This is a genomic window from Myroides sp. JBRI-B21084 (genome assembly GCF_030545015.1).
Lineage (GTDB): Bacteria > Bacteroidota > Bacteroidia > Flavobacteriales > Flavobacteriaceae > Flavobacterium.
On the sequence record NZ_CP120653.1, the window covers coordinates 1,727,683 to 1,741,147 of the forward strand.

Consider the following 13,465-nt stretch of genomic DNA (forward strand, 5'->3'; position numbering starts at 1 on the left):
AAAAAAACCTACAAGGTTTTAAAAACCTTGTAGGTTTGGTTGGTATATTTTTTAATTTATGTGATACTTTATTAATAGAAGTATAGCAAAACAAAACTTTAAACTTAAACAACTTTAAAAAACCCAAGCCCCGCGTTAGGGATGGCAGCGGATAGCCTTTTATTGGCGGCTGAGGCACTGGAAGCGCCGATAAAAGCTATGAGCGTACAGCCCGACCCGACTATTTACCTATATGTTTTGTAGTACTGTTTGTTTTTTTTTTTACTTGTTTTTAGAGCTAAAGCTGTTTGCAAGGGTAACGCCCAAAAAAAATAAGGGCTATTTTTACAAAACAGCCCTTTGATTTTAAATATGATTAAACAATTGTTTTTCTTGAATAATGTCGGCAACAATTTCCGGTACATCTTCTTTCCAACTATCGTCGTTAATTTTCATTTTTTGGAGTACTTTATGCGAAAAAATCTGTAAGTTTTTTTCTTCAAAACCAAGAATATCAACTATTTGATTTTGATTTTTAAAGTAATTGTAAATTGGTTTTAAATTGTCATCGTGCAGCAATACATTTTCACTTGTAATAATATCGCCGTCTTCATTTAAAAACGGATATACATAAATTTCTAAACCATGTTTAAACAATCTGCCTAAACCTTCAAACAAACCGCCACTTAAATTAGCATAATGCTTAGCGTCGAAAATTTCAATTAAGCTAGGTAAACCAATGGTTAAAGCAATTTTTTCTTGTGAATAATTCCAAATATAATCAACAGCTTTAAAATATTTTTTAAAGTTCGAAATCATTACAGTATGCCCTAAAGCACAAAGTAATTCGGCACGATCTAAAAAGTCTTGCTCATCAACATCTCCCAAAGCCAATAAATTATTTAAGGTAATTTCAAAAATTACGGCTGTTTTATCTATTGATAAGTTATTTTTAGTTAAAAATTGATTTAACGATTTTTGATACATATTGATGTTTACAATGGTAACCGGACGAAAACTTCCGCGTAACAACAATACATTTTTACGAAATAACGTATTTGCTGGCAAAATATTTTTACCGTTTGGTGCAAACATAACAGCATCGGCCATACCATTCTTAACCAAAAACAAACTCATTAAACGGTTATCTACATTTTTAAAAGCAGGACCAGAAAAGTTAATGGTATCAATTTCAAGTTGATCTTTATCTAAATGATCATATAAATGATGAATTAATTTTTTAGGATCGTGGTATTGATAAAAAGCGCCATAAATTAAGTTAACACCTAATGTACCAAGGGTGCGTTGTTGTAACAACACATCGTTTTCTTTAAACTGTATGTGTAAAATAATTTCGTTAAAAGCGCCTTTAGGTTCATTCTGAAAACGGATACCAACCCAACCATGTCCTTTAAATTTTTTTGCAAAATCTATAGTTGCAACCGTATTTGCATAACTAAAATACAAACGGTTTGGGTTTTCGTTTTCATCTAAACGTTCTTCAAGCAGCTTTACTTCGTGATCTAGCATTTTTTGTAATCTGCTTTCTGTAACGTATCGCCCATCTGGTTCTACAGTATAAATGGCATCGCTAAATTGCTTGTCGTAGGCCGACATAGCTTTTGCAATGGTTCGTGAAGCGGCACCTGCTCTAAAAAAATGACGCGCTGTTTCTTGCCCTGCACCAATTTCAGCAAATGATCCGTAAATATTTTTATTTAAATTTATTTTTAATGTTTTATCGCTAAGTGCTTGTTTATGCTCGGTTTCTCTATCACCAGGAAGCACTAAATCTTCTGCAAAAAAATTGCCCATATTTATTTTTATTGTTTAGGCATAAAATTACTAAATTCATTTTTATTGTGCTATTTTTGTAAAAAAGATTGTAGTGAAAGTTTATTTTTTAGGTACCGGCACATCACAAGGCATTCCTGTTATTGGAAATAACAGTCCTGTATGCTTAAGTACCAATTTTAAAGATAAACGGTTGCGATCGGCCGTTTTAATTGATTGGGACGGAACAAAAATTGCTATTGATTGCGGGCCCGATTTTAGGCAACAAATGTTGCGTATAAACAACAACACTTTAGATGCTTTACTGTTTACTCATGAACATGCCGACCATACTGCAGGGTTAGATGATATACGACCTTATTGTTTTATGGAAAGTAAAGCCATGCCTATTTTTGCACAAGAAAGGGTTTTAAATAGTTTAAAAAAACGCTTTGATTATATTTTTGAAACCGAAAACAGATATCCTGGCGCACCTGCTGTTGAAATACATGAAATTAAACCGTTTACAAATTTTACTATTAATAAAAAAACAGTTACTCCGTTGCTTGTAAACCACGGAAACTTACCCATATTAGGATATCGTTTTAACAGTTTTGCTTATTTAACCGATGTTAAAACTTTGAACGATGAAACCTATAATGCCTTACATAATTTAGATGTTTTAGTGATTAATGCATTGCGTTTGCAAGAGCATCCTACCCATAATAATTTAGAAGAGGCATTGTACCATATTAAAAAAATTAACCCAAAAAAAGCATATATTACACATATTGGTTTTCAATTAGGATTTCATGACGAAGTGGAAAAATTGTTACCCGAAAATGTGTTTTTAGCTTACGATCAACTAATTTTAGATTTATAATGAAACGCATTTATTTATACTTATTTTTATTCTCGTTAATCATAAATATTTTTTTAATTGTTAACGATTCTAAAGTACTAAAAGCTAAAGACAAGCAAATTGAACGCTTAGAAATTAAATTAAAAAAAGCACAAGATTCTTTAAAGAACATAAACATACAGAAAATTTAAATTATGAAACTAAAACTTACATCGATAGCCCTTTTAAGCTTATTGGTTTTTGCATGTTCTAAAGAAAAAAATACAAAAAACGCATTAAATACTGTTTTGGTTAAAGATTCGTTAGAGATATATAAAAAATTATACGACGAAGCTGCATATTTTTCTATAGATAAAAATGAAAACGCACAAAAGCAATTTGCGCCACAACCTTTAGAAGAAGTAATGACAAAAGTTGTACAAGATTTTAGTAATTTAAACCAACTAACAGGTGGCAACCCTTTGTTGCCTGTTGATAAAAATGGACAAACTGCAAAAGTTAATAAATTGTCTGTAATTAATCATCAATGGATTATTATAGATTTTTATGGCGAAGGTATTCTTGGTGAATTACTAATAAAATACAACTACACTAACAATTCAACAACCACTTTTAAAGTAATTGACACTGTGATATACTAAAAAACGTTTCAAAATTTGAAACGTTTTTTTTATTATTTAGTAAGAAATTCTTTTAAATCGTAAAAGTTTTGAGGTGCTACACCATGCCCAACCGGATATTCTTTATACTGAGCATTTATTTGTAATGTGTTTAAAAACTGTTCTGTTTTACGCGCCCATTCAACAGGAATAACCTGATCTAAAGTTCCGTGCGATGCAAAAATTTTTAAATGCTTGTATGCATCTAAATCAGTTTTTGGTTGCATAATATCTGGGTTAAAATAACCACTTAAAGCTACTACTTTATTTATTTTCTTAGGATAAGTAACTGCTATAGCATAACTTAAAATAGCTCCTTGACTAAAACCAATTAAATTTACTTTTTCTGTATCAATTGGGTATTTTACAGCTAATTCATCAATAAATCCAACCAATAAATCACGAGATTCAATTGCTTGTTGGTCGTCACTAAATTTATTCATATCGGCATCAAAAGTTATGGCATACCAAGCAAAACCGTAAGGAGGTACCTGAAAAGGTGCTTGAACCGATACAATATAACTATCAGCTGGTAATTCAGTTGCAAACGAAAATAAATCTTCTTCGTTGCTACCGTACCCGTGAATTAAAATTATTAAGGGATTTTTTTCTTTAATAACTTTTGGTTCCTGAATTAAATAGGTTAAAGATTGTGTTTGCATATTATTTTTTCTTAGTAAATAGTTTTTGAATTAAACCGCCAATTACCGGTATCAATTTGTATTCGTTAGAAACAGCTCCCGAGAAACTATAAATCCATAAAATAAAAATAAAAATGTAAAAGCCAATCAAAGTAGGCATAAACATAAATTCTGGTACAATTGGTAAAATAGCGCTGATTAATAAAAATAACAGAAATATTCCAACCGATTGTTTAATATAAAAACTACCAAATTTATCTTTTTCTTCCTGATTGATGAACCAAGCAATTACAGGTCCTAAAAAGGTTAAGTGCGCAATTATAGCAGCTAACTTTCCATCTTTTGAAACATTTTCTACCTTCATTACTTAACCATTAATTTATTGTTATTATAAATTCCGTAAACAAAACCTTTCATTTTATAATTTAAAAATGCAGAATTTTTAGATTTTGATAAAATATCGTTTTTAGTAAAATTCCATTCTTTGGTAGGATTAAATAAAGTTAAATCGGCCTTCTCTCCTACTTTAATTTCAGATATTTCTTTTAAGAAAATTGTTTTTGCGGCTTGTAATTTTTCAACAATAACCTGTAAAGGCAACTTAGATAGCAACGCACCAAAAGCCGATTCTAATCCAATTGTTCCGTCTTTAGCAGTATCAAACTCCATTTTTTTATGCTCAATATCAATTGCACAATGATCTGTTGTAATACAATCAATAGTTCCATCTAAAACCCCATTAATTAAAGCTTGTTGATGAAAGGCATCTCGTAAAGGAGGATTTACTTTAAAACGGGTATCAAAATCGTTTAAAACTTCATCTGTTAATACCAAATTATGTACAGCTACGCTACAAGTAACATTTAAACCTTTAGCTTTAGCTTCTTTAATCATTTGTACCGATTGTGCTGTGGAAATTGTTGGAACATGCATTTTACCACCCGTATATTCTAATAAAAACAAATTACGGGCAAGTACAATTTCTTCGGCTAAAGGCGGAATACCTTTTAAACCAAGTTGTGTAGCTACAATACCTTCGTGCACCACACCTTTACCTTTTATAGTAGCATCGTTACAAAACGCAATTACCAAACCATTAAAATCTTGTGCATATTGCAAACCAATTTTTAACAAATTAGCATTAGTAATACTTTTTTTATAATCGCCAAAAGCAACCGCACCGGCATTTTGCATATCAAACATTTCAGCTAAATCTAATCCTTCTTGATTTTTTGAAAAAGCACCTATTGGATGTAACGAAGTAGCATTATTTGCAGCCTTTGTTTTAACAAAACTTACAGTAGCCTGATTATCAATTACTGGGTACGTATTGGGTTGATAAGCAATATGTGTAAAACCACTTTTTGCAGCAGTTTGTAAACCGTTTTCAATTGTCTCACGGTCTTCAAATCCTGGATCGCCAAACGAAACCGATGCATCCATCCAACCACTAGAAACGTGTAAATTTTCATAAGAAATAGTTTGAAAATTAGCAACGTTTATATTTTCAGAAATTTCGGTAATGATACCGTTTTCAATTTTAATATCAAGTTGTTTTTGGTTAAATTCAGAAGTAGAATCTACTATGGTTGCATTTTTTATAACGATATTCATTGTTTAAATGGGGTATTGTTTAAAATCTTACAAAATTAAACAAATTATTGGTTACATTACTACTATTTCACACAATGAATTTTACACTTAAACCAACCAAAATTAAAAATATAAATCACTAAAAATCAACAGCTAAAAATTAACACTTTCCATTTCAAATGATATTTTAGGATAAGCAACAAAAAAATAGTATATTAGCACGTTAATTTTTGAACTAAAAATACGAAATATGATCTCTGAAGGAGAAAAGTTAATTCCTATTAACATCGAGGAAGAAATGAAATCGGCATACATTGATTATTCAATGTCCGTTATTGTTTCAAGAGCATTACCAGATGTTCGTGATGGATTAAAACCGGTTCACCGCCGTGTACTTTTTGGAATGTACGAATTAGGTGTAACAGCAAGTAAAGCACACAAGAAATCGGCCAGAATTGTAGGTGAAGTTTTAGGTAAATACCATCCTCACGGCGATTCATCTGTTTATGATGCAATGGTACGTATGGCACAAGAGTGGAGCTTACGTTATTTATTAGTTGATGGACAAGGAAACTTTGGATCGGTTGACGGTGATAGCCCTGCGGCGATGCGTTATACCGAAGCTAGAATGAAGAAAATTTCGGAGGAAATTTTAGCCGATATTGATAAAGAAACAGTTGATTTTCAATTAAACTTTGACGATACTTTAGAAGAACCTAAAGTAATGCCTACAAAGATACCTACCTTATTAGTGAATGGTGCTTCGGGTATTGCAGTTGGTATGGCTACTAATATGGCGCCACACAATTTAACCGAAGTTATAAATGGTACATTAGCTTACATTGATAATAACGATGTAGAGATTGATGAACTAATGCAGCATATTAAAGCTCCTGATTTTCCTACAGGTGGTATTATTTATGGATACGAAGGTGTAAAAGAAGCTTACAAAACAGGTCGCGGTCGCGTTGTTATGCGTGCTAAGGCAAATTTCGAAGAAATCGATGGTAAAGAATGTATCATTGTTTCTGAAATTCCTTACCAAGTGAACAAAGCCGAAATGATTAAAAAAACGGCTGAATTAGTTAATGATAAAAAAATTGAAGGTATATCTACAATTCGCGATGAATCTGACCGTAAAGGTATGCGTATTGTATATGTTTTAAAACGCGAAGCTGTACCTAATATTGTGTTGAATATGTTGTATAAATTCACACAATTACAATCATCATTCAGTATTAATAATATTGCTTTAGTTAATGGCCGCCCGCAATTATTAAATTTAAAAGATTTAATTCATTATTTCGTAGAACATCGCCATGATGTAGTTACACGCCGTGCCGAATACGAATTAAGAAAAGCACAAGAACGCGCACATATTTTAGAAGGTTTAATTATTGCTTCGGACAATATTGATGAGGTAATACAAATTATTCGTAGTTCTAAAAATGCCGATGAAGCCCGCGAACGTTTAATTCAACGTTTTTCATTATCTGAAATTCAAGCACGTGCTATTGTTGAAATGCGTTTACGCCAGTTAACAGGCTTAGAGCAAGAAAAACTTCGTGCAGAATTTGATGAAATTATGAAGTTAATTGCGCATTTACAAGAATTATTAGCAAGTAAAGAATTGCGAATGAACCTAATTAAAGAAGAATTAGCAGAAATTCGCGATAAATACGGCGATGCACGTAGATCGCATATTGAATATGCTGGAGGGGAAATGAATATTGAAGATTTAATTGCCGATGAACAAGTGGTAATTACCATTTCGCATGCTGGTTATATTAAGCGTACCCCTTTAAGCGAATATAAAACACAAAATCGAGGTGGTGTTGGTCAAAAATCAGCAGGTACACGTGATCAAGATTTCTTAGAGCACATGTATGTTGCAACTAACCACCAATACATGTTATTCTTTACACAAAAAGGAAAATGTTTTTGGTTACGTGTTTATGAAATTCCTGAAGGAAGTAAACAAGCAAAAGGTCGTGCTATTCAAAACTTAATTAATATTGAAAACGACGATAAAGTAAAAGCGTTTATTTGTACACAAGATTTACGTGATGAAGAATACACTAACAACCATTTTATTGTAATGTGTACCAAACAAGGTCAGGTTAAAAAAACAGCTTTAGAACAATATTCTCGTCCGCGCCAAAATGGTATCAATGCCATTACAATTAAAGAAGGCGACGAACTATTAGAAGCAAAATTAACCGATGGTAATTCTAAAGTATTAGTAGCAGCCAAAAATGGTAAAATGGTTCGTTTTGATGAATCAAAGACTCGACCAATGGGTAGAACTGCTTCGGGTGTTCGCGGTATAAAATTAGCCGATGAAAACGATGAAGTTATTGGTTTAGTAACTGTTTCTGATTTAGAGTCGGAAATTTTGGTTGTATCTGAAAACGGTTATGGAAAACGCTCGTCTTTAGATGCTTATCGCGAAACAAACCGTGGTGGTAAAGGTGTTAAAGCAATGAATATTACCGATAAAACCGGTGCGTTAATTTCTATAAATTCAGTTACCGATAACGATGATTTAATGATTATTAACAAATCGGGCTTAACCATTCGTTTACGTGTTTCTGATTTACGTGTTATGGGTCGTAACACGCAAGGTGTTCGTTTAATAAATATTAAAGGGAACGATTCTATTGCAGCAGTTGCGAAAGTGATGCGCGATGAAGACGATGAAAATGAAATGGATGACGAATTGAAAAAAGATTTATTAGCCGTTGATGAGAACGACATTTTAGAAGATGTTGTTGATGAAATTGAAGAAGATGAAGAAATAGTAGAAGACGAAGAAGATACAAATGAAGAATAAATTATTAGTATTGAGCATGTTATTTTTAGCATGCTCATCTTCTTTTGCTCAAAAAAATGAGTTAAAAGAATTAGACAAACTTGTTAGTAAAAAAAACACAACTGAATCTACAGCTTTATTAGCAACTGTAGAAAAAATGTTACCCACAGCAACCGATGATCAAAAAGCAGCTTATTATTATTATAAAGCACTAAATGAAATTAATTTAGCAAAAAGTGGGGTTAATTTTAATGAGAATAGATCAAATGCTATTCAATCAATTAATAAATTAATAAAGTTTGAAAACGACACCAAAAGTAAAAAATATACTACCGAAATATTAGGAGTAAAAAATACGCTTTTGGCCGAATTAGTAAACGAAGCTGTTGAAAACAACAAAAATAAAAATTACAAAAAATCAAGTCGTTTGTTTGAACAAGCTTATGAGCTAAGTTCTACAGACACCATTTATTTGTATAATGCAGCAAACGATGCTATTAATGCAAAAGATTTTGATTACGCAGAAACAAAATTAAAAGAGCTAATTAAATTAAATTATAATGGCGATACTGAAACTTTTGTTGCAACTGCTAAAACCACAAATATGGTTGAATCGTTTGGTACCGATAAAAAAGCGCGTGATATAGCTGTTAAAAACGGTTCGCATATTAAACCTGAAACCATTACTAGCAAAAATGCTCAAGCTGGTATTTACGCAAGTTTATCACAAATTTTATTGAATAAAGAAAATTATTCCGAAGGCGAAACCTACACGTTAAAAGCATATGAATTAGATAAGGACAACATTAACAACTTATTAAATGTTTTATACCTTTACTACAACACCAACCGCATTTATAAATACGAAGAGTACGCTACCAAAGGAATTGAACGTTTTCCAGAAAACGAAAATTTACTTTTTAACTTAGCAGTTATAAAGCTTAAGAATGGTGAAAATGACAAAGCAGCAATTTTATTAAATAAAATTCTTACATTTAATAAAAACAACTTCGATGCTTTAAAAACTTTAGGTAATATTGAATTACAAAAAGATGCAGAAGTTACCAATAAAATAAATGCATTACCTAACACTGCAGCATCAGACAAAAAGCGAAGTGAGTTAATGCAAGAAAAAAAGCAAGTGTATTTAAATACCTTAGACTACTTTAAAAAAGCACAAACTATTAATCCAAAAGATGAAAACTTAAACGAATTAATAAAACAAATTCAAGCTTTTTTAAACAGTAATTCATAAAACTAAAAAATCCTCAGATTAAATCTGAGGATTTTTAATTTATATTGCTTTTAAAACATCAATTAAATAATCAATTTCTTCAAAAGTGTTTTCATGTCCAAATGATAAACGCAAACTTGGTTTTTTAAGCTCGGTTTCATCTAAAAATTCAGCTAAAACATGTGAAGGCTTTTGGCTACCCGATTGGCAAGCACTACCACGTGAAACAGCAATTCCTTTCATATCTAACTGAAAAAGCATCATTGCTGCCTTTTCTGGTGAAAATGGTAAACGAATATTTAAAACATTATAGAAAGTTGAACCATTACCGTTAAATTGTACACCTTCAAAAGTTTCTTCTAATTTAGCTTTACAATAATCACGTAATTTGGTGATTTTTTCTCTATCTGCATTCAATTCTTGGTACGATACCTCTAAAGCTTTTGCCATACCAACAACTTGATGTGGTGCTTCGGTACCTGCACGCATTCCTTTTTCCTGTTCACCACCAACAATTAGTGGTTTTAAAACATTTTTTTTACGAATAAATACAAATCCAACACCTTTTGGTCCATGAAATTTGTGTGCCGATGCTACTATAAAATCAATAGCAATTTCATCTAACGGAATTTCAACCTTTCCAACAGATTGAACGGTATCCGAATGAAATAATGCATTATATTTTTGAGATAAATCTGCAACGCGTTTTAAATCTAAAACAGTACCTATTTCGTTATTTACATGCATTAAACTAATTAAAGTTGGTACATTTTGTTGTAGTAATTCTTCTAAATGGTTGTAATCAATTTCACTGTTAGGTAAAACATTTACATAATCAATCTGTGTTTGGTATTCTTTTTCCATTTCTTGAATGGAATACAACGTGCAATGATGTTCCATTTTGGTTGTAATAATTCTTTTTATACCTAAATCACGTACACACGAACGAATAATCCAGTTGTTCCCTTCTGTACCACAAGATGTAAATATAATTTCACTTGCAGTTACATTTAATTGTTTAGCAATGGTTTTACGCGATGCTTCAATTAAAGCCTTCGTATGTCGCCCGATTGAGTAGGTTGACGATGGATTTCCAAAATCGTTTGTAAGAATTTTTACCATTTCTTCTACAACCTCTGGTCTTACAGACGTAGTAGCTGCATTGTCAAAATATATTTGATTCATCTACTTAATTAATTTCTTCGTTAGATTAGATATGATTTGATAGTTAAAAATAAAAACCGAGAGCAAAATTAAGAAATAAGACACAAATTGTAAAGTGTTTATGTGTTCTTTATAATAAAAGATTGCTAGCGTAAATGCTATTAAAGGATTTATATACAGCATAACCCCAACGTTTGATGCTGGTGCGCCTTTTAATGCGTACAAGTTCATGTAAAGTGGTAACAAAGTAAAAAATACCGAAATTATTAAAATATAAACGTAAAAAGATGGTTTTTCAGGAACGCTAAACCCGTTTATAAGGTAATAAGGTATGGAACAAATTAAAATAATCATGATTTGAATAACCAGATTATTAAATTTATCAAAATAAATGTTTCTACGTTGAGAAATAAGATATAATGAATATGTAAGGGCAACTATAATTGAAAACACTAAATTATTTGCATTACTTAAAAAACAAATAACACACCCCAATAAACTAATGCCAACCGAAAACCATTGTATTTTTTGTAGTCTTTCTTTTAAAATAAAATGTGCTAAAAAGGTAGTAATAATAGGGCAAATTAAATAAGCAAACGATGCCGATTGTACACTTATTTGATTTACTACATAAATAAACAAAAACCAATTAAAACCTAATAAAACTCCGCCTGTTAAGGTTAAAGTTAGTGCCTGTTTTTTTTCTTTTACAGGTAAACGGTTAAAGTTTGAAAAATCGTTTAAAAATATTTTTCTCCTAAAAAACAAGGTAAATAAAATAATAAGTACCCCCGAAAAAGAAATTCTATAAAACAAAATATCAAAAGCTGGTACATATGCAATAGGTTTTAAAGCCAAACTAAAAAAACCCCATAACATAAAAGCCAACAAAGCAATTAGGTAATATTTTAAATTTTGCATTTTACAATTAAAAATGCAAAGTTAGACTAGTTTTCCAGTAAAATAAAATTGATTTGATAATTTAACAATACATTTTAAGACTTTTCGTTAATTAAGATCAATATTTTGCTTTCTTAAAATTTTTACAACTACTAATGCAAAAATTAGTAAATACACAAAACATAGTAATGAAACAAAATATGAAGCGTGTACGCCAATAATATCGGCAACTTTACCTTGAATTGGAGGAATTATACCACCGCCTAATATCATCATAATTAAAAACGCCGAGCCTTGTGCCGTATATTTACCTAATCCCATTAAACTTAAATTATAAATAGCTGGCCACATAATGCTACATGCTAAACCACCACATAAAAATGCATAAATAGCAATATTACCTGTAGTATTTAAACCAACTAGCATAGCAATTATACCAAACAAACTAAAAGCAAAAAGAGTTTTTGATGGACTATTTTTAGTTAATATTATTAATGCAATTTGTATAATAACACACACAACAAACATATAAAAATGAGTCATATTATATGTTGCTAAGGTATTAGCAGTTAAAATAATTGCAAAAGCAATTAACGGTAAAACAATTGTTAAAAATAACTGTTTATTTTTAGATAATTTAAAAGCACTTACAGCACCAGCCCATCTTCCAATCATCATACTGCCCCAATACATTGAAATATATGGAGCAACTTCTGAAGAAGATAAGCCTCCAAATTCAGATGTTTTAAGCAACTCGCCTAAATTACTACCTATTGCAACCTCAACTCCTACATATGTAAAAATGGCTAACATGCCCAAAACTAATTGAGGATATTTCATGGCTCCCCAACCTGTTGCATTGCGTTTTGCAGAAAAATACGCAGTAAAAATACCTAATAACACAACTGCTAAAGCAACAGTTAACCATTTAAATCGATTTGCGTCTAAAGGTTTTTTAAGAGATTTAATTTCTGAATCAACTTGTTTTTCTTTTGTTTTATAAACCGCTGCTTCACTACTGTTTAACTTACCAATTTGCTGTTTTGTAAGTTTTTGTTTTTCTAAATGTTCAATTCTAAAAGCCGATTTACTGCGATAACTATTAAATATTGGTGCAAAAGATAAACCAAGCAAAAGAGTCATAACTAATAAAACATTTAATGCTTTTGGTGCTTTCTCAATAGGTTCAGCACTTTTTCCATTGGGTAGTTTTTTTGAAAAAAAGAACAAAGCTGCAGCACCAACAAATAACAAACCTACGCAAATGTATAATAGTATAACTTTATCTAAACTTAATAATTTAATTTGATCGTTATTTACAGCTGCTGTGGTTCCAAACAAAGCAAAAGCTACAACTAAAGGTCCAATTGTTGTACCTAAAGAATTAATTCCGCCACCTAAATTAACTCTACTAGCTCCTGTTTTTTCATCGCCTAATAGAATTGCAAACGGATTTGCAGCAGTTTGTTGCAACGAAAAACCCAATGCAACGGTGAACAAACCAATTAACATTCCGTAATAAACATTAGCCTCAACAGCTAAAATCATTGCAACTGCACCAATTGTAGAGAACAACAATCCAAAAACAATACTGCGTTTATACCCCCAGTATGTAACTAAATCTTTACCTTTTAAATTACTTAATGCAAACAAAATAAGTGCACCAACGTAGTAAGCTGTATAAAAAGCAAAATCTATTAATTGTGATTGAAACTGATCTAAATGAAAATAATCTTTACAAAAAGGTATAAATATATTATTACCCGCTGCTATAAATCCCCAAAAAAAGAATACTACAATTAATGTATATAAAGCTGGATAATTTGTTTTTACAGTTTGATTCATATC

At 31.1% G+C, this 13,465-nt stretch carries 12 protein-coding genes; 5 read left to right on the forward strand and 7 right to left on the reverse strand.

The window, feature by feature from the left end; translation table 11 throughout:
• Positions 1–345 precede the first annotated feature (345 nt).
• Positions 346–1,794 carry a TonB-dependent receptor gene (locus tag P3875_RS08385; protein ID WP_303443516.1) on the reverse strand — a complete coding sequence of 483 codons (1,449 nt, stop codon included), beginning with the start codon at positions 1,792–1,794 and terminating at the stop codon, positions 346–348.
• A 73-nt stretch (positions 1,795–1,867) separates the two neighbouring features.
• Here P3875_RS08385 and P3875_RS08390 point away from each other — a divergent pair, with 73 nt between their 5' ends.
• From P3875_RS08390 to P3875_RS08400, 3 genes are read left to right on the forward strand one after another with little or no spacing between them, the layout of a single operon-like run.
• Positions 1,868–2,635: an MBL fold metallo-hydrolase gene (locus P3875_RS08390; RefSeq protein ID WP_303443517.1), complete on the forward strand. Its 768-nt coding sequence runs from the start codon at positions 1,868–1,870 to the stop codon at positions 2,633–2,635.
• Positions 2,635–2,805 carry a hypothetical protein gene (locus tag P3875_RS08395; protein WP_303443518.1) on the forward strand — a complete coding sequence of 57 codons (171 nt, stop codon included), beginning with the start codon at positions 2,635–2,637 and terminating at the stop codon, positions 2,803–2,805. The genes P3875_RS08390 and P3875_RS08395 overlap by 1 nt, the downstream gene beginning before the upstream one ends.
• A 3-nt stretch (positions 2,806–2,808) precedes the next feature.
• Positions 2,809–3,255, forward strand: a complete 447-nt coding sequence (locus P3875_RS08400) for a hydrolase (protein ID WP_303443519.1) — start codon at positions 2,809–2,811, stop codon at positions 3,253–3,255.
• A gap of 32 nt (positions 3,256–3,287) precedes the next feature.
• On the opposite strand, the gene P3875_RS08405 is transcribed toward P3875_RS08400, so the two are convergent.
• Genes P3875_RS08405 through P3875_RS08415 form a run of 3 tightly spaced genes read right to left on the reverse strand, consistent with a single transcriptional unit; the run spans position 3,288 to position 5,528 of the window.
• Positions 3,288–3,935, reverse strand: coding sequence for an alpha/beta hydrolase (locus P3875_RS08405; protein ID WP_303443520.1), 648 nt, complete (start codon positions 3,933–3,935; stop codon positions 3,288–3,290).
• Position 3,936: 1 nt separating this feature from the next.
• Entirely contained in the window at positions 3,937–4,278 is a 342-nt protein-coding gene (locus tag P3875_RS08410) for a hypothetical protein (RefSeq protein ID WP_303443521.1), read from the reverse strand.
• On the reverse strand, positions 4,278–5,528 hold the full coding sequence (locus P3875_RS08415) for a dihydroorotase (protein WP_303443522.1): 1,251 nt from the start codon (positions 5,526–5,528) through the stop codon (positions 4,278–4,280). Before P3875_RS08415 ends, P3875_RS08410 begins: the two co-directional genes overlap by 1 nt.
• A 232-nt stretch (positions 5,529–5,760) precedes the next feature.
• Here P3875_RS08415 and gyrA point away from each other — a divergent pair, with 232 nt between their 5' ends.
• On the forward strand, positions 5,761–8,340 hold the full coding sequence (gene gyrA, locus P3875_RS08420; protein WP_303445433.1) for a DNA gyrase subunit A: 2,580 nt from the start codon (positions 5,761–5,763) through the stop codon (positions 8,338–8,340).
• Positions 8,330–9,574, forward strand: coding sequence for a tetratricopeptide repeat protein (locus P3875_RS08425; protein ID WP_303443524.1), 1,245 nt, complete (start codon positions 8,330–8,332; stop codon positions 9,572–9,574). Before gyrA ends, P3875_RS08425 begins: the two co-directional genes overlap by 11 nt.
• 39 nt (positions 9,575–9,613) lie before the next feature.
• On the opposite strand, the gene P3875_RS08430 is transcribed toward P3875_RS08425, so the two are convergent.
• From P3875_RS08430 to P3875_RS08440, 3 genes are all read right to left on the reverse strand, one after another.
• Positions 9,614–10,738 (reverse strand): cysteine desulfurase family protein, encoded by a 1,125-nt coding sequence (locus P3875_RS08430; RefSeq protein ID WP_303443525.1) that lies wholly within the window; start codon positions 10,736–10,738, stop codon positions 9,614–9,616.
• Positions 10,739–11,638 (reverse strand): EamA family transporter, encoded by a 900-nt coding sequence (locus tag P3875_RS08435; RefSeq protein ID WP_303443526.1) that lies wholly within the window; start codon positions 11,636–11,638, stop codon positions 10,739–10,741.
• Positions 11,639–11,725: 87 nt separating this feature from the next.
• Positions 11,726–13,462, reverse strand: coding sequence for an MFS transporter (locus P3875_RS08440; RefSeq protein WP_303443527.1), 1,737 nt, complete (start codon positions 13,460–13,462; stop codon positions 11,726–11,728).
• Positions 13,463–13,465: the final 3 nt, after the last annotated feature.